At 73.2% G+C, this 17258-nt stretch carries 17 protein-coding genes; 8 read left to right on the forward strand and 9 right to left on the reverse strand.

Going from position 1 to position 17258, the window contains the following annotated elements; genetic code table 11:
• The first annotated feature begins 23 nt into the window (after window positions 1-23).
• From OG871_RS05815 to OG871_RS05845, 7 genes are all read left to right on the forward strand, one after another.
• Complete coding sequence (locus OG871_RS05815) at window positions 24-827, forward strand: sigma 54 modulation/S30EA ribosomal C-terminal domain-containing protein (protein ID WP_371494669.1); 804 nt, start codon at window positions 24-26, stop codon at window positions 825-827.
• A gap of 37 nt (window positions 828-864) precedes the next feature.
• Window positions 865-1101 carry a hypothetical protein gene (locus OG871_RS05820; protein ID WP_371494671.1) on the forward strand — a complete coding sequence of 79 codons (237 nt, stop codon included), beginning with the start codon at window positions 865-867 and terminating at the stop codon, window positions 1099-1101.
• Window positions 1102-1225: 124 nt separating this feature from the next.
• Window positions 1226-1381, forward strand: a complete 156-nt coding sequence (locus OG871_RS05825) for a hypothetical protein (protein ID WP_371494672.1) — start codon at window positions 1226-1228, stop codon at window positions 1379-1381.
• A gap of 128 nt (window positions 1382-1509) precedes the next feature.
• Window positions 1510-1653, forward strand: coding sequence for a hypothetical protein (locus tag OG871_RS05830; protein WP_371494674.1), 144 nt, complete (start codon window positions 1510-1512; stop codon window positions 1651-1653).
• A 163-nt stretch (window positions 1654-1816) separates the two neighbouring features.
• Entirely contained in the window at window positions 1817-2341 is a 525-nt protein-coding gene (locus OG871_RS05835) for a flavodoxin family protein (RefSeq protein WP_371494676.1), read from the forward strand.
• A gap of 390 nt (window positions 2342-2731) precedes the next feature.
• Window positions 2732-4036, forward strand: a complete 1305-nt coding sequence (locus tag OG871_RS05840) for a PP2C family protein-serine/threonine phosphatase (RefSeq protein ID WP_371494677.1) — start codon at window positions 2732-2734, stop codon at window positions 4034-4036.
• 236 nt (window positions 4037-4272) lie between these two features.
• Window positions 4273-5556 (forward strand): cation:proton antiporter, encoded by a 1284-nt coding sequence (locus OG871_RS05845; protein ID WP_371494679.1) that lies wholly within the window; start codon window positions 4273-4275, stop codon window positions 5554-5556.
• 120 nt (window positions 5557-5676) lie between these two features.
• Here OG871_RS05845 and OG871_RS05850 read toward each other — a convergent pair whose 3' ends face one another.
• The 8 genes from OG871_RS05850 to OG871_RS05885 form a co-directional block, all read right to left on the reverse strand.
• Window positions 5677-6123 (reverse strand): pyridoxamine 5'-phosphate oxidase family protein, encoded by a 447-nt coding sequence (locus OG871_RS05850; RefSeq protein WP_371494680.1) that lies wholly within the window; start codon window positions 6121-6123, stop codon window positions 5677-5679.
• Between the two features lie 389 nt (window positions 6124-6512).
• Complete coding sequence (locus OG871_RS05855; RefSeq protein WP_371494682.1) at window positions 6513-7556, reverse strand: zinc-dependent alcohol dehydrogenase family protein; 1044 nt, start codon at window positions 7554-7556, stop codon at window positions 6513-6515.
• A 170-nt stretch (window positions 7557-7726) separates the two neighbouring features.
• Complete coding sequence (locus OG871_RS05860) at window positions 7727-8581, reverse strand: universal stress protein (RefSeq protein WP_371494684.1); 855 nt, start codon at window positions 8579-8581, stop codon at window positions 7727-7729.
• Between the two features lie 236 nt (window positions 8582-8817).
• Window positions 8818-10557, reverse strand: a complete 1740-nt coding sequence (locus OG871_RS05865) for a GAF domain-containing protein (protein WP_371494686.1) — start codon at window positions 10555-10557, stop codon at window positions 8818-8820.
• A gap of 183 nt (window positions 10558-10740) precedes the next feature.
• Window positions 10741-11742: a hypothetical protein gene (locus OG871_RS05870; RefSeq protein ID WP_371494688.1), complete on the reverse strand. Its 1002-nt coding sequence runs from the start codon at window positions 11740-11742 to the stop codon at window positions 10741-10743.
• A gap of 23 nt (window positions 11743-11765) precedes the next feature.
• Window positions 11766-12041 (reverse strand): SHOCT domain-containing protein, encoded by a 276-nt coding sequence (locus OG871_RS05875; protein ID WP_371494690.1) that lies wholly within the window; start codon window positions 12039-12041, stop codon window positions 11766-11768.
• A gap of 109 nt (window positions 12042-12150) precedes the next feature.
• The gene (locus OG871_RS05880) at window positions 12151-12843 is read right to left on the reverse strand and encodes a response regulator (RefSeq protein ID WP_371494691.1); all 693 of its coding nucleotides are present in this window, start codon (window positions 12841-12843) and stop codon (window positions 12151-12153) included.
• Window positions 12844-13168: 325 nt separating this feature from the next.
• Window positions 13169-13528, reverse strand: coding sequence for a CBS domain-containing protein (locus OG871_RS05885; RefSeq protein WP_371494693.1), 360 nt, complete (start codon window positions 13526-13528; stop codon window positions 13169-13171).
• A gap of 205 nt (window positions 13529-13733) precedes the next feature.
• Here OG871_RS05885 and OG871_RS05890 point away from each other — a divergent pair, with 205 nt between their 5' ends.
• Entirely contained in the window at window positions 13734-14285 is a 552-nt protein-coding gene (locus OG871_RS05890) for a hypothetical protein (RefSeq protein ID WP_371494695.1), read from the forward strand.
• A gap of 102 nt (window positions 14286-14387) precedes the next feature.
• On the opposite strand, the gene OG871_RS05895 is transcribed toward OG871_RS05890, so the two are convergent.
• Window positions 14388-17132 carry a GNAT family N-acetyltransferase gene (locus OG871_RS05895; RefSeq protein WP_371494697.1) on the reverse strand — a complete coding sequence of 915 codons (2745 nt, stop codon included), beginning with the start codon at window positions 17130-17132 and terminating at the stop codon, window positions 14388-14390.
• Between the last annotated feature and the right edge of the window lie 126 nt (window positions 17133-17258).

A 17258-nucleotide genomic window follows, 5' to 3' on the forward strand; every position in this document is an offset into this window, starting at 1 on the left:
ACCGAGAACGGAGGACGATCCCGATGGCGCACCGACCGATGCCCACGCAGACACCCGGGATCCAGGTCGAGGCCCAGAGCGATCTGCCGCCCGGCTCGGCGGAACTCGCCCGCGGCAAAGTGCTCACCCTCCTCGACGAGGTACGCGAGCCCGTGCTGTTCGTCCGCATCCGCCTCACCCGCAGCAACAACCCGGCCACCGAACGGCCCTACCTCGCCCAGGCCAACGTCGACGTCAACGGCCGTGCCGCCCGTGCCCACGTCGCTTCCGAGACCATGCCCGAGGCCATCGACCTGATGCAGGACCGCCTCTCACTGCAACTGGCCCGCCTCCGCCGCCACTGGGAGACCCTCCGAGGCGAGATGCCGGCGGCGGGCGAGCACGGGTGGCGGCACGGTGCCGAGCCGACCCACCGGCCGGACCACTTCCCGCGCCCGGCCGAGGAGCGCGAGGTCATCCGCCACAAGTCCTTCTCCCTCGCCCGCGAGACACCCGACGAGGCCGTCTTCGAGATGGACGGCATGGACTACGGCTTCCACCTGTTCACCGAGCTGGCCACCGGCGAGGACAGCGTCGTCTACCGCGCCGCACCGACCGGCTACCGGCTCGCCCAGGTCCACCCCCAGCCCGAAAAGATCGGCACGACCGCCGTGCCGCTCACCGTCAGTCCGGCCCCCGCGCCGCGGCTGACCGTGGCCACCGCGAAGACTCGCATGGACACCCTCGGCCAGCCGTTCGTGTTCTTCGCCGACGAAGTCACCAGGCGCGGCAACGTCCTGTACCACCGCTACGACGGCCACTACGGCCTGATCACACCCGCCGAGTGACCCACCGGCGGAAACCGCTCAACAGAGGCATCCGATCATGAACGACCCCATCGCCGCAGGCACGCCGGCCGAGGCCTTCCCTCCTCCGGGCCGCGACCTCGAAAGCACCGTCGAACGCCTGGAACTGCTCGAAGCCCAGGTCCAGGCCCTCGGCCAGGCCATGCGCGCCCTCGTCCAGGGCCTGGAGGACATTCCCGACCGGGAGCCCGACCCTGAACGCCCCGGCCGAGCCGCCCGCCTGGCCCACGAGCTCATGCTCGCCCAGGGACTCTGACCGCCCACCAGCGCGGACGGCCATGACCGGCAGCCGTGGGTCGGCGTCGCTCCGAAACAGCTCGGCCACACCCGACGTGAGTTGAAGGAGCGAGGAAGCGCACCCGGCGGAGGCCGCACGGACGGTGCTGGCCGAGAACGTCGAGAAGGTGGTGGGTACCGAGCCGCCGGTGGACATCCGGCTCAGAGTCGGTGAGGACACCCCGGCCTGGGTCCTGCCGGCCGCCGCCAAGGAGCAGGCGTCCTGCCCGGTCGTGGTGGTCCGCGGGACCACGGGCTGACTGCCGCCGGAGTCCTCCCGTGGAATGGGGCCGTCCGCCACCGTGATTGGGCCGTCCGGCACCAGCGGCAACCCGACAGGCCGCAGCAGACTGCGTGTACGAGACACCGTGCGCACCTGAGAGGCCCGATGAGCCGGCAGGACTTCCACTCCGCAGGCCGGATCAAGCGGACGCCGGTGACGGACCATGCGGGACGGCTGGTCGGCGTGGTGCGCCGTACAGCCCTGCTGCAGGCGCCAGTACGGGACGACGAGTTCCGCCTGCCTCCGTGAGCCGTCGAAGTGGCGGTCCACAACGGCGTGGTCGACCTCTGCGGGACGACGTCACCGAGGTGCTCGGCCACCTCACCGCAGCCCGAGTGCCACCGGTCCCGGTACCGGTCGACTGACGCCCCGGCATCGCGGGGCGCGATGATGAGAGATGAGGTGAGACACCGTGCAGGCAGTGATCGTGTACGAGAGCATGTACGGAAACACCCGCGAGATCGCCGAGGCGATCGCTGAGGGTGTCCACGAGGCGGAACCGGACGCGTCGGTCACCTGCGTCCCGGTCTCGGAGGCGGGACCGGACGTCACCCGTGCGGCCGACCTCCTGGTGGTCGGAGGCCCGACCCACATGCACGGGATGTCCACCGGCGTCAGCCGCAAGCTGGCGCACGCCACCCCGGCGAAGGACGAGACCTCGCGCGAGACGGAGGAGGACGTGGCCGGGAGCCCGGGGCTTCGCTCCTGGTTCCACGACCTGCCACAGACCGAATCCGCCACCCACGCGGCGGCCTTCGACACCCGCGCCGACTCCAGAATGGCCGGCGGCGCGGCCAACGGGATCGCCCACCGGCTCTCGCACCACCACTACGACGTGATGGTGGAGCCCGAGGGCTTCATCGTCGAGGAGGCCGAGGGCCCACTGCGGGCCGGGGAGATCGAACGGGCCAAGGCCTGGGGTACGAACCTGGTCTGAGCAGGGGCGGGGACCGGCGCGATGGCTGCTGTCCCGTTTCCAGTCCCCGACAGGTCCACGGAGTCCGGGACCGGGTCGGTACCCCCCGAGGAGGAACGCTCATCGGCCGGGAAGGCGGCCCCCGGACGGCTGTGAGGCCTTGATGCCCTTCACCGTTCCCGGCGTCGAGCGGTCACAGGCCGTGCGGGCCATGTCCTGCCATCCGTCGGTGTTCTGCCTACTCTGGGAAGCAGGACGCGCCGGTGGCCCTCCGGTTGCGGCGCGTTTCACGGCGAGCCGTCGTACGCGGCGGTGGGTCGTTCAGCCGGACGACCGAAAGCAGGCTCGATGGGTCCGGAGGATGGATCGGCGCGGCCGGACGTTCCCGACCCCGGCCATCGCCCCGACGACATGGACCGGCTCGTCGGGCGTCTGCAGGACTTCGCGCACGCCCAGAGCCGATTCCAGGACCTGCTGGACGCGGTGATGGCGGTGGGCCGGGAGCTGGAGCTGCCGGTCGTGCTCCGGCGCGTGATCACCACGGCCATGGGCCTGGTCGACGCCCGCTACGGCGCGCTCGGCGTGCTGAGCGAGGACGGCGAGCAACTCGAGGAGTTCATTCCCGTCGGGCTGAGCGAGCGCGAGGTGGCGGACCTGGCGGGGGTCGCCCTTCCCCACGGGCGCGGGCTCCTCAAGCACCTGATCGACCACCCCGAACCGCTGCGTGTCGCGGACATCGGCGCCCACGCCCGGTCGGTCGGTTTCCCGCCCGGCCATCCGCCGATGCGGACGCTGCTCGGGGTGGCGGTCACCTCCCGCAGCCGGGTCTACGGCAACCTGTACCTCTCCGAGCGTCGCGACGGACAGCCGTTCGACGTGCACGACGAGGACATCGTCGTGGCGCTCGCCGGGGCGGCCGGCCTCGCGATCGAGAACGCCCGCCTCTACCGGCAGGTCCGCGCCAGCGCCGAGTACTTCCAGCGCCTCCTGCTCCCGCAACTGCCGGACCTCGACCCGTTCGAGACCGCCGCCGTCTACCGGCCCGCCGCCACCCCGGACCACGTGGGCGGCGACTGGTACGACGCCCTGATGCTCCCCGACGGCGCCTGCGCCCTGGTCATCGGCGATGTCGGCGGCCACGACCTCCAGGCCGCCGCCACCATGGCCCAGACCCGCAACATGCTCCGCGCCCTGCTGTACGACCGCCGCACCCCGCCCAGCGCGGTCCTCACCCAGCTCGACCGCACCCTGGACGCGATCACCGACAACCCGATCACCACGGCCTGCCTGGTCCGCATCGAGCCCGCCACCACCGGCTGGACGCTGCACTGGAGCAACGCCGGACACCCGCCGCCGCTCCTGCTGTCGGCCGACGGCACCGCCCGCTACCTGCACGCCGACCCGGGCCTGCCGCTCGGCGTGGACACGGACGTGCCCCGCCCCGACCACAAGCACCCGATCCCCGGGGACGCCACACTCGTGCTGTTCACCGACGGACTGGTCGAGCACCCCGGCCGCCCGCTGGACGCCGGCCTCACCGAGCTCGCCCGGGTCGCCACCGCCCACGCCGGCCTGCACCTGGACGACCTGTGCCGGATCCTGGCCGACGCCCACATCGGTGACGGCCGCGACGACCTCGCCGTCCTCGCCCTGCGCACCCCGCCCCATCCGCACCCACCCGGGGCAGCCTCCGCAGGCGCTCCCGGGGCCGGCTGACCGGAGCGCGCCCGGAGGGCGTCGTCCCGTCCGGCTCGGCGCGGTCACCGTACGTTGGGCCGACCGGGCCGGGCCCGGGCGCGTTCGGAGCGGGATTCCCGGGGTGCCGGTCGGTCGCGACGTAGGGTCATGGTCCGTGTCTCCACGTGAGGTGGGAGGGCGTGCCCGGGCCACCTGCCACGCCGCCCGTGGTGCAGCCGCCCAGCGACGACGGACACCTGGTGTGAGGAGTGCGCATGACCGAATGGGCCATCGTGGTCGCCGGAGGAGTGGTCGTCGGCTACGGGGTACTGTCGCGGCGCCTGTCGACCACGGTGCTCTCGGGACCGTTGGTGTTCATGGTGTGCGGGCTGGCGATCGGCCCACTGGGCCTGGACCTGTTGGACCGGGCACGGGATCCCGAGGTGACGCGGACGTTGCTGGAGAGCGCGCTGGTGCTCCTGCTGTTCGCGGACGCGGCGACGATCAAGGCACGGGACCTGCGCCGGGAGGAGTTCCTGCCGCTGCGGCTGCTCGCGGTGGGCCTGCCTGCCACGATGGCCCTGGGGTGGCTGGCCGCCTGGCCCCTGCTGCCCGGTCTGGGGGTGTGGGAGCTGGCCCTGGCCGGCATCATCCTGGCGCCGACGGACGCGGCGCTGGGGCAGCAGGCCGTCTCCGACAAGCGGGTGCCCGCGCTGGTCCGCGGCGGCCTGTCCGTCGAATCCGGTCTGAACGACGGTCTGGCGCTGCCGTTCTTCGTGCTGGCGCTGGCCGCAGCGGGTGAGGGGCACGGCCATCCGGGTGTTGCCGAGACGTTCCTGCGTGCGCTGCTGTTGAGCGGCGTGATCGGACTCGCGGCCGGCTGGGCCGGGGCGAGCCTGATGCGCTGGTCCCTCGCCCGAGGGTGGAGCGGCCCCGACTGGCGGCAGTTCCTGGCACTCGCCGTTCCGGCGATCGCGTACGCGCTGTGCGTCACGGCCGAGGGCAGCGGCTTCATCGGCGCCTGGGCCGCCGGCCTGGCCTTCGGTGTCCACCTGCGCCGGACATCCGCCGACCGAGGCCTCCGCGACCAGGACCTGGATCCCGAGCAGAGCACGAGGTTCACCGAACGGCTCGGCCTCCTGCTCGCCTCCCTGAGCTTCCTCGTCTTCGGCGCGGTCATCCTGGGACCGACCCTCGAGCACCTGACCTGGCGGACGGTCGGCTACGCGCTGCTCAGCCTGACCGTGGTGCGGATGCTGCCGGTCGCCCTCTCACTGGTCGGCACCGGTCTTCGGGCCGCCTCCGTGGCCTACATCGGCTGGTTCGGTCCGCGCGGGCTCGCCTCCCTGGTGTTCGGCCTGCTCGCCATCGAAGAACACCTGCCCGGTGAGACCCTGCTGGGCGAGGTCGTCGCCGTGACCGTGGGCCTGAGCATCCTCCTGCACGGGGCATCGGCTCCCTTCCTGGGGAGCCGCTACGGCGCATGGTTCGCCCGGACCCTCCGTGCGGAGCCGGACCTGCGGGAGAACGCACTCGCGCGCGAGGACGCGCCACGCTGAGGATTCGGAGGGCGTGGGTGGAGCGAAGCAGGGGCGTGCTCCTCCTTCGGGAGAGCCGGTGACGCCTGACTTCCGCTCCTTGGCGGCGGGTCGGCGTCTGCGCGGGCTCGGAGGCGGAGGTCACGTACCGAACCGGGTGCCGGCGACGAGTTCCGGGTGGATGCTCAGGTAGCCCCTGGTCGGTCGGTGTCCCCACTGCCATGGGCCCCGGCGACGCAGGTCCGCGACCGTGGCGGGGTCGGTCACCAGGTACGACCGCCCCACGACGAGCACAGTCCACCCTCGGAGCGTCCGCTCGTCGAAGCGGTCCGCCTGGAACCCGACCACCTCTCCATCCATCACGTCCGCCCGCCAGCCGGCCGGCAGCGGGATGACGACCACGCCGAAGCCGTCCAGGGTGAAGCAGGCCGGAGTCACGGCCGGCATCGCGTCATCGGTGTGGATCAGGCGCCCGACCGCCGCCTGCCGGAGCAGTTCGAGGCTCTCTTCCCGCGTGCACTCCTCGGCACCGCCGTCCGTCGAGAGCGGCTGATCGGCGTCGTCGTGCGGGGTGTCAGAACGGACCATCGGGGCCACCTCCGAGCACTGAGGCCGCATGGTCGAAGGCGGCCGCGTTCCTGTCGCCGGCAGCGCCGAGGGCCAGGGCGACCGCAGCAGATCCTGTCGGCTTCAGGGGCCGGCCACCGAGCGAGTTCGCGCACATGACGCCGGCCTCCTTCAGTTGGTCGGTCGGTGATAGCCCTCCGCCTACCGGCCAGCCTCCCGCGTGTCCGTCGTCCTGCGGCAGGGGCCCCTCGGGCCGCCGACCACGCCGAACGGCCCTGGTCTCGCGGTCCGGCCCGAGCCGGATCCACGCGTTGCGCCTGCACGGACGACGGGCCCGCCCGCCGTAGCCGCATCGGGAATCCTGCCGGACCTGCCCTGCGCCGTGCAGGGCGGCGCTCCCCCCGCAGTGCTCAGGTCCTGAACAGGGCGACCTTGAGGGCGTCGTGCCGGCCCGCGTCGGCGAAGACGTCGTAGGCGTCCTGCATCTCGTCGAGCCCGAACCGGTGGGTGACGAGGCCGGAGACGTCGAGCCGGCCGGCCGCGAGCATGTCGAGCAGCATCGGGGTGCTGTGGGTGTCGACGAGGCCGGTGGTGATGGTGACGTTCCTGATCCACAGGTCCTCGAGGTGCAGGGTGGCGGGCCTGCCGTGGACGCCGACGTTGGCGACCCGGCCGCCGGGGCGCACGACCCGGGTGCACAGCTCGAAGGACGCGGGGACGCCGACGGCCTCGATGGCCACGTCGGCGCCCAGGCCGTCGGGGCTGAGGGCCCGGACGGCTTCGTCGGTGGCGTCCTCGACGGTGAGCGTGTCGTCGGCGCCGGCCCGTTCGGCGGCCTCCAGCCGGCCGACCGCCAGGTCGACGGCGACGATTCGGGCGGGGCTGTAGAGGCGGGCGGTCGTGATCGCGGCGAGGCCGATCGGCCCGGCGCCGACGATCACCACGGTGTCGCCGGGGCCGACCCTGCCGTTGCGGACGCCGACCTCGTAGGAGGTGGGCAGGATGTCCGCGAGCAGCAGGGCGGTCTCGTCGGTCACGCCGGCGGGCAGCCGGTGCAGCGAGTTGTCCGCGAAGGGGGTGCGGACGTACTCGGCCTGGGTGCCGTCGACGAGGTGGCCGAGGATCCAGCCTCCGCCGCCGGTGCACTGGCCGTAGGTGCCCGTGCGGCAGTACGCGCAGCGTCCGCAGGCGGAGATGCAGGAGACCAGGACGCGGTCGCCGGGAGCGACCGTCCTGACGCCGGCCCCGGTCCCGGTGACGGTGCCGACGGCCTCGTGGCCGAGGATGCGGCCGTCGGTGACCTCGGGGACGTCGCCCTTGAGGATGTGCAGGTCGGTGCCGCAGATGGTCACCGCGTCCACCCGCACGACGGCGTCCTCCGGATCGAGGACGGCCGGGTCCGGGACCTCGCCCCAGGTGCGGCGGCCGGGGCCGTGGTAGGTCAGCGCCTTCATGCCCGATCACTCTCCTCGTCACCGAAGGTGTGCTCCCACCGTCCAACGGTCCGCCGCTCCGGGCGCGGATCCTAGGGCCGGTCGGGCCGGCTGACGGGGACACCCGGGCCGAGCACGCCCGGCGTCGTGCCCGCTCCCGGGCGGCGAGTAGGCCCGCGGCGGGGCCGGGGTCAGGCCAGGGGAACGACGGCGACCGGACAGTGGGCGTGGTGGACGACGGCCTGGCTCACCGAGCCGAGTCGGCTGAAGGGTCTCTCCGGTTTCCCGTGGCGGCCCACCACGACGAGTTGGTGCGACTTCGACAGGGCCACCAGGTGTTTCGCTGGCCCGGACCGTACGGCCTCCTCCTCGACCGGCACACCGGGGTACTTCTCCTGCCATCCGGCCATGATCTCGGCGAGGAGCCGCTGCTCCTCCCCGGCCACGTGGCCCGACTCGTACACGGGCGGCAGCGCATGGCCCGGCCCGAGGACGAGCGGGTAGCTCCAGGCATGGACCGCGCGAAGCGGCAGGCCGCGTCGGAGGGCGCTGTCGAAGGCGAACTCGAGGAGCCCCTCGGACGGTTCACGCCCCTCCACGCCGACCGCGACGCCGTCCGTCGCCCCGGCGCCGGTTGCCCGGACGACGACGACCGGGCAGGCGGCGTGCGCGGCGACGTGCAGACTCGTGGAACCGACGAGCAGTTCGTGGAACCCGCCGGATCCCCGCGAGCCCACCACGAGCAGGCCGGCCGCGGCGCTGAGTGCGACCAGTGCCTCACGCGGGCTCGAATCCACGACCCCGCTGCTGATCTCCACATCCGGGTGCCGGGCGGCGACCCGCTCGGCGAGCACCCGCAGCGCTTCCTCGCCCGCTCGCCTGGCGGCCTGTGCGTCCAGCGACTCCGGTGCCTGATCCGGCTCCCACAGCCAGGCGTGGACGAGGTGCAGGCGCATCCCCCGGGACTGGGCCTCGTCCGCGGCCCAGTCGACGGCCTCACCTGCGCTCGCGGGATCGTCGACCCCGACGATCACTGGATGTGTCATGACGTGCTCCTTCGCTCCCCCCGACTGCCGCTTTCATTCTGGCCTCCTTCCTGCCCGGGCGCCCGGGCAGCACCTGCCCGGACGGCGGCCCCGGATGTGAGGTCGGGCCGGATCCGCGAGGGTGCCCTTCATGCCTCCGCCCGGTCCGCCGGACCCGGCCCGGATGCACTCACCGTTCCGCACGCCGCCCCTGCGGGCCTTGAGGCTTCCAGGCCTGTTCGAGGACCGTTGGACCCTCATCCTGTCCGGCGCTGCGCTGGGGGAAGCGGCACCCGCCACACCAGCCGGGTCCCGCCGTCGGGTCCCGCTCCGGCCCGGAAGCTCCCGCCGAGGTGCTTCGCCCGCTCCGCGAGGTTCGCGAGCCCGCTGCGCGGCCCGGCCTGCGGGAGGCCGACGCCGTCGTCGGTGACCGTCAGGTTCACTTCCCCGTCGACGCTCAGCTCCACGTCGACACGGTCGGCGCGGGCGTGGCGGACGGCGTTCGACAGCGCCTCCTCCAGCACGGCGACCACCTCGTCGGCGACCGGCGGCGGCACCCGGAGATCCAGCAGCCCTTCCGTCCTGAGCGCGGGGGCGAAGCCGAGGCCCGCGGCGGCCCGGTCGACCGCACCGGTCACCCTGGCCCGCAGCCCGTGGGCGGCCGGTCCCTGCTCCCTGGCCCGCAGCCCGAAGATGCTCGAACGGATCGTCCGCACCGTCTCGTCGAGGTCGTCGATGGCGCGCAGCACCCGGTCCGACGCCTCGGGGTGGTCGATGAAGCGAGTGGCGCCCTGCAGGGTCATGCCGGTCGCGAACAGCCGCTGGATCGCCAGGTCGTGGAGGTCCCGGGCGATCCGGTCGCGTTCCTCCAGCAGCGCGACCTGCTCGGAGTCCCGGCGGCGCTCGGCCAGCTCCATCGCCAGGGCGGCCTGCCCCGCGAAACCCGCCAGCGGGCCGGACTCCTCCGGCCCGAAGACCCGCTTGCCCACGGCCCGGGCCAGCATCAGCACCCCGCGAACGCCGCCTTCGACTGTCCCGATGGGCACGGCCACGGCCGGCCCGAGGCCGGCCCACCGCGGCGGCCCGGCCGTGATCCTGGGGTCCCTGCGCACGTCGACGGTGCTGACCAGTCCGCCGGTCTGCACGGCGGCGCCGACGAAGGACCCCACGCGCGGCAGGACGAGCCCCCGGTGCACATCCGCGTCCAGCCCCACGGCCACCCGCACCTCCAGCGAGGCGTCGTCCGAGACGGGCAGGGCCACCACGGTGAGGTCCGCCCCGGCGATCTGGGCGGCCCGGGCGATCAGCAGGTCGAGCACCTCCTGCTGCGAACTGCCCGACAGCAGAAGGTTGGTGACCTCCGCGCTGGCCGCCAGCCAGCGCTCGCGCAGCCTGGCCCTCGTGTAGAGCCGGGCGTTGTCGATGGCCACGCCCGCGGCCACCGCCAGGGTCGAGACGACCGCCTCGTCCTCGGCGTCGAACTCCGCGCCACCGTGCTTCTCGGTCAGGTAGAGGTTGCCGAAGATCTTGTCGCGGACCCGGATCGGCACGCCGAGGAAGCTGTGCATCGGCGGATGGTGCTCCGGCACGCCGTACGAGGACGGGTGCTCGGAGATCTCCGTCAGGCGCAGCGGCTCGGGACGGCGGATCAGCTCGCCCAGCAGGCCGTGCCCGCGTGGGAGCGGCCCGATGCGCTCGATCTGACCCTGGTCGACGCCGACGGGGATGAACTGGGAGAGCCGGTGGTCCTCACCGATGACGCCCAGCGCGCCGTACTCGGCGTCCACGAGCGAGACCGCGGCCTCCACGATGTGCTGGAGCACCTGACCGAGGTCGAGGTCCCGGCCGACCGCGAGCACCGCCTCCAGGAGACTGTTGATGCGGTCCGTGGTGCCGCGTGCGGCGTCCAGGCGTGACTGGAGTCCGCTCAGCAGGTCGTCGAGGCTCGGCTGCGCCGGATTCCTGGGCGTGTGGCCCGGTTCCGAGGATGAGGCCACCACACACTCCGTCCGTGCGAGCCGCGGCTACCGGCGCCCCTGGGGTCCAGGCTAGATCAGCGGACCGGGGCCGTCCTTCCGGGACGACCCCATGGGGTAGGCCAACGGCTCGGTTGCGCGGTTCGTCGAGCGGGGTCACCGGTCCTCGTCCGTCGGCGGCCGCAGCCGGCCGGGGGCAGGCTCTCAGGGCCGGCCGGGACCGCGGTCCTCCGGGTCCAGGACGTCGGCGACGGCCAGGCGGGGTGTCGGCGCGCCTTCCGGCCCGTAGCCCAGGCGGACGAGCACCTGCGCGTGGCCCGGGCCCTGCTGCGGGTCCCGGGCGACCCAGCGCAGCTCGGGCCACTCCATGGCCTGGTGCAGGAGCGATGCCCGTACCCGGTGCACGGTCGCGACCAGCAGCACGTGCTCCAGCGCGAGGCCGGCCCGGAGCCAGTCCACCGGGCCGTCGCCCCGGGTGGCGAGGACGGCGATGCACGGCTCGGTCTCGAACGGGGCCGGCGTCAGCGGCTCCACGGGGTGGATGGCGGAGAAGTCCCGCATCGGCATCCGCCCGGCGCTGTCCTGGGGGCCGAGCGCGGCAACGGGAATCCCGTACGCGGGGGCGTCGGGCCCCTGGATCCAGCTGCGGCTCTCCGTGCCGCGTGCGGGATCCGTGGTGTTGCGGCGCTCGGCCTCCGCGGTCAGTTGCAGCAGCCGGGCTCGCTCCTCACCGGCCGGGAAGTACAGCTGTGCCTCCTCCGCCCGTGCGGTCTCGGCGAGTTGGTCGAGGACCACGGCGGGGATCGGCTCGGCGGTGAACGGCGTTCGGATGGTGTGCCGTCGCCAGATCGCCACGTACAGTTCCTCGGTGCTGGTGAGATGCGCGTGCGACAGTTCGTCCAGCTCGACGGCGGCCAGCAGGTCGGGTTCGGCGGAGTCGGGGAGCAGCCGGACCCGCGGCGCCCAGCCCAGCCGGCGGGCGGCGACGCGGAGGTTGAGAACCGCGGCTCCCACCGAGATGTGCAGCGCGCGCCCGTCCGGGTCGGTGACCGGCAACGAGCGCTCTCGAAGGGCCCGCACCTGGAGGGTCGAGGTGTCCGGGTCCAGCCGGAAGTGCCACGGCTGGCTGTTGTGGATGGACGGCGCGGCGACCGCGGCGGAGAGCAGCTTCTCCAACGCGGCGGCGTCGAGGGCCAAGGTGTCCATGGCGTTCTCCCGGTGTCGACGGGTCAGCCGGAGGCCGGCCGGGACGGGCCGGATCGCAGCGTGTCCAGGCGGTGGCGGTACTCGTCCGGGTCGATCTCGCCCCGGGCGAGGCGCTCCGCGAGCAGCTGCTCCGGCGACGGCGGCGGGGCGGGCTGCCAGTCGGGGGGGCGTTGCCGGGGCGTGCGGCCGAGGTAGCCGGTCAGGGCGAGGACGAGGGCGACCAGTACTCCGAGGAGCAGCAGCACCCCTATGGCCATCAGGCCGAGACCCCAACCGCCCATGTCGTTCCAGTACATCATCGCGGGCTCCCGGTGGTGACGGCGAGGCTCGTGCCTCACTCCCCACGGTGCGCCCGGGCGCGGGACCCTGGCTTGGGCCGATCGGCTCTGGCCTGTGGGCCGGGCGGGCTCAATGCGACCGGGTCGGGTGCTGTTCGGTGTCGGCGTGGGCGGCGATCACGGCTGCCTGGAGCCGGCGTTCGACGCCGAGCTTGGCGAGCAGCCGCGACACGTGGTTCTTCACGGTCTTCTCGGCGAGGTAGAGCTCCCGGCCGATTTCCCGGTTGGTCTTCCCCTCCCCCACCAGCGCCAGGATCTCCCGTTCGCGCGGGGTCAGCTCGGCCAGCGCGGCATCGCTGTCGCTCTCGTCGCGGTGCCGCAGGTTCTCCATCAGCCTCCGGGTGGTGGCCGGGTCCAGCATCGACTGCCCCGATGCCACCGTGCGCACCGCGCTGACCAGGTCGGCGCCCTTGACCTGTTTCAGGACGTACCCGGCGGCACCGGCCATGATCGCGTCCAGCAGGGCGTCGTCGTCGTCGAAGGAGGTCAGCATCAGGCAGACCAGCCCCGGCATCCGGTCACGCAGCTCCCGGCAGACCGTCACCCCGTTGCCGTCCGGCAGCCGTACGTCCAGCACCGCGACCTGGGGTCGCAGGGCCGGGACCCGAGCCAGCGCCTCGGCACAGGTGCCGCCCTCGCCGACGACCTCGATGTCGGGTTCGGCCTCAAGCAGGTCCCGCACCCCGCGCCGCACCACCTCGTGATCGTCCAGCAGGAACACGCGCAGCGGCTGCCCGGCATCGCGGGCCTCGGTCACGTCCATCGATCGTCTCCTGAAGCGGACGGCGTACACCTGCCTCGATTGTCCCCGTGCCCCGGCCCGGCCGCACAGGACGCCGGGGGCGTGGGGCCACATGACCACAACCCTTCCCGCGCCACCGGCGGGAGGTGTGGGCGGGCTCGCCCAGACGGGCTGCGACCGCGTGGGCTGGTACAGCTGGGACCGGCTGGACAACGGCGGACGGCCCGGTGCGGACCGCGTCGTCCCGCTGCGGCGGCACCCGCCTCATCGAAGCGTGGCGGCCTCCTCGTGTCAGGCTGGGGCGGCAGCCCTGACGTCGACGTCCACCACTCCGAGGGACCTTCCACTACTGGAGCGTGTCCAGGACTTCCCGGAAGGTCGCATCGCGGCCCACGGCGACGACGGCGTGGGTCATCACCTCACCGACGGTGTTCCACTGGCGGTCATGGCGTGCTCCTGAGGAGATCGGCGGGTGTGCTGCCGGGCCGGGGCCGGCACTGCCCTCTCGGAGAGCGCTGAAGGAGAGCGGCCCCAGTAGGTCGGACAGGTGCTGCGAGACATCCAGGAAGAGGTCGTCGACGGCGAGCAGCCCGACCAGGCGGTGCCTGTCCACCACGGGAAGTCGACGCACCCCGGCCCGGCGGAAGGCCCGGTAGGCGGTCTCCAGGTCGTCGGTCGCATCCACCGTGACGGCAGGCGCGGACATGAACTCGGAGACCGGAGCCTCGGGGTCGGCACCCGGTTCGGCGCGGACCTGGTTCCACGATCCTGCAGCCAGTGGGTCCGTGTCAGCGATATTGCCTGGCCGAACTCACCAGCCTTGAAAGGCTGTTGACGCCCTGACGGACACTCTGCCACTTTGCGCGAGGAAGCAGCGGTGCGATGTGGGGAACGCATGATCAAATGAGAGCGTGAACAAGACAAGCGCCCCTCTGGGCCCACTGGAACGCGTCGACGGCTGCTGGGTGTTGGGGGACATCGGCCGGCCGGGCGGTGGTGCGTGGGTGGAGTTCGGCACGGACGGTCTGCACGCGCATGCGCGTGACTCCGGGGAGGAGGTGACCCCCTGGCCCCGGATCATGTCGGGGATGGCTCTGGTCCTGGGCGGCAAGTTCCCCGGCAAGAGCGGGAACTTCGCCCTGATGGGCATGCTCGGCGGCCTGCCCGGCCCCTTCCGCGGACGTGGCGGCGGCTACCTGCGCATGATGGTACGGGACCCCTACGACGACCACGCGGTGTTCTTCGACCGCCACCCGCGCTGGTACCCGCCGATGGAGCTCGTGCTCCTGGAGGAACTGCTGACGCAGACGGTCGGAGCGGGCGAGGCGCACCGGCTCGCCGACGGCGACTGGCTGGGCGGCGTGGTGGAACGGCTGACGCGGCCGCAGGGCCTGTGGACCAGGAACGGGGTGAGCGAGGTGGTGACGGCGGCACGGCAGGCCGAGCAGTCGGGGCTGTCGTAACACCTCACAGTCGATGCCAACGGACCGGGGACCGGCGGATGGCCCGCGCGATGCCGGAATCGGCGAAGGACTCGCGCGGCGCACCGTCGAGCATGCCGTGGTTCACCGTTCCTTCGTGGCGTCCGTGTTCGGCGGTCGGCGCAGCCGGCGCAGGTACGGGTCGAAGACGGGAAGGGGTTCCAGGCGGATCCGGGCGTCCACGCACAGGAGTCCGTCGGGCCCGGCGATCAGCGGGTTGAGGTCGGCCTCGGCGAGTTGCGGGAGTTCGGTGGCCAAGTGGGACAGTGCGGCGAGCACCCGACGCACGGCCGGCAGGTCGACGGGAGGCACACCCGGACGGCCCAGGAGCAGCGGGGCGCTGCGCAGATCGGTGACCATCGTGGTGAGGTCGCGTTCGGTCAGCGGCGCGAGCCGGGTGGAGCGGTCGTCGAGCACGTCGGTGGCGGTGCCACCGAGGCCGAGGACGACCAGCGGGCCGAAGACGTGGTCCTTCACGACGCCGGCGAGCAGTTCGAGACCGGGCGCGGCCATCGGCTGCACCACGACGCCGGCCATCCGGTCGCCGAAGCGTTCGGTGAACTCGCGGTAGACGGTCCGGACTTCGCCGTCCCGCTGCAGGCCGGTTCGGACGGCTCCGGCCGCGCTCTTGTGGACCTGCCCCGGCCAGTAGGCCTTCAGCGCGACCTTGCCGTCGTGGCCTATCCGGCGCAGTGACCGCGCGGAGACGACCGCGGTGTGTTCGTCCTGGGCCCGGAGGGAGGTGGTGAGCGGAAGTCCGTAGTGTTCCAGGAGCTGGGCTGCTGCGGCCGGGTCGAGCCAGCCGCCGGCCGGGTGGGCGGCGAGGAACTCGTCGGCGAGCCGCCGGGCCGCCTCCGGGTCGGTGTCTGCGGCCTGGGCCTCGGGGCCGGTCGGCTCCGCCAGCCACCGCGCCCGGTCCCGCGCGTGCGCGAAGGCCCGGGCGGCGGCACCGGAGTCGGCGTAGACGGGAAGCAGGCCGCCGTCGGCACCGGTGAGGTACCGGACCGGTACCTCCTGGCTGATCATCACGGCGGCGACCGGGATCTTCCGTCGGGCGGGTGCGTCCAGCAGCGCGCGGACCGGATCCTGTTCGGCGTTCACGGCGAGGGCGGTCGGCACCAGGCAGACCAGGAGGGCGTCCACGGCGTTGCTGCGCACCAGTGCGTCGACGCACCTGCGTAGTTCGACGGGGTCGGCGGCCGCCGTGGTGTCCACGGGGTTGGTGGCACTGGCGCCGACGGGGAGCAGAGCGAGCAGCTCGGCCGCCAGGCCGGCGGGAAGCGTCGGGACGGACAGCCCCACCTCGGTGCAGGCGTCGGCGGCCAGGATGCCGATGCCACCGGCGTTGGAGACCACGGCGACGGTGCCACGAGTACCGGGTAGCGGCTGGCTGTGCAGAAGGGCCGCGGTCTCGACCAGTTCGGCGATGCTGCGGGCCGCCGTGACACCGGCCTGCCGGAACAGGGCTTCCCGGGTGACGGTCGGGGTCGCGGCGGCGGCCGTGTGCGAGGCTGCGCCGCGGCGGCCGGCGGCGGAGCGTCCGGCGTCGACGGTGAGCACGGGGAGCTTGCGGGTGACCCGGCGGGCGGTACGGGCGAAGGCGCGGGGGTTGCCGAAGGACTCGAGGTGGAGCAGGGCCAGGTCGGTCCGGCCGTCGCTCTCCCACCACCGCAGCAAGTCGTTGCCGCTGACGTCGTACTTGTCCCCGAGGGAGACGAAGCTGGAGACGCCGATGCCGAGCCAGGCGAGCCGCTCCATCAGTGCGATGCCGACTCCGCCCGACTGCGCGGCCACCCCTGCGGTGCCGGGCAGCGGGAAGGCGCCACCGAACTCGGCGTCCAGGCGGACCGGCCGGTCGGTCTGCGCGATGCCGAGGCTGTTCGGGCCGACCAGACGCATGCTGAAGTGGCGGCAGGCGTGGATCAGTTGCCGGGCGGTGGCCGCGTCCAGACCGGAGGTGAGCACCACCAGGGCTCGGACCCCGGCCCGGCCGCACTCCTGTGCCGCGCCCACCACCGCGGCGGGCGGAACGGCGACCACGGCGAGGTCGGGCACGCCCGGCAGGTCTGCGACCGAGGGGTGGGCAGGCTCGCCGGCGACACTCTCGGCATGCGGGTTGACGGCCCACACCGGACCGTTGAACCCTCCCTGGCGGATCTTGAGCAGCACCGTCCGGCCGACCGACCCGGGCCTCCTGGAGGCGCCGATCACCGCGACCGAGCGGGGCCTCAGCAGCGCGGTGAGGCTTGCCACGTCGGCGGCACGACCACGTTGGTCGACGGCCTCGCGGTAGTGCTCGTCGCCCTCGTCCAGGGCGACGCGCACGCGGATCTCGCCCTGATCGAAGCGGCGGTGAACGGGCAGCCCGAGGTCGGAGAAGACCCGGTGGACCGCCAGGTTCCCCGCGAGGGTGTCGGCCTCGATCGCGTGAACGCCTCGCTCGCGTGCCGCGTGGACCAGGTGTTCGATCAGCAGGGTCCCCACGCCACGGTGCTGCCATGCGTCCGCGACGGAGAGGGCGAGCTCCGCGGTGTCCTCGTGACCGGTCTCGGCCTCGTAGTCGACCTCTCCGACCAGCTCATCCGCGACCCACGCACCCAGCGCCAGGAAGCCGGGGCGGGGTGGCCCGCACAGCCGGTCGGCGGCGAGTTGCGGCGCTCGGCGGCTGGCACCGAAGAAGCGCATCCGGCGGCTCGCCTCGGACATCCGGACGGCGTGCAGGTCGAGTGCGGCAGCCCGGTCCTCGGGTTCGAGCGGCCGGATGACCGCGATGGTGCCGTCGGCCAGCAGGGCCTCTGCGGCGGACGGCGGGCGCTGGACGGTGGACATCTGCGACTCCCTCGGTCCGGCCCGACCACGGCCGAGCGCTCGGTGGCGGGTCTGACTCCAGCGTCTGCCGAAGCGCTGTGCGACACCAGGGCCGGTCGGCCCGGACGGCCCGCCGACGAGCCGGGG

The organism is Kitasatospora sp. NBC_00374, from assembly GCF_041434935.1.
Lineage (GTDB): Bacteria > Actinomycetota > Actinomycetes > Streptomycetales > Streptomycetaceae > Kitasatospora.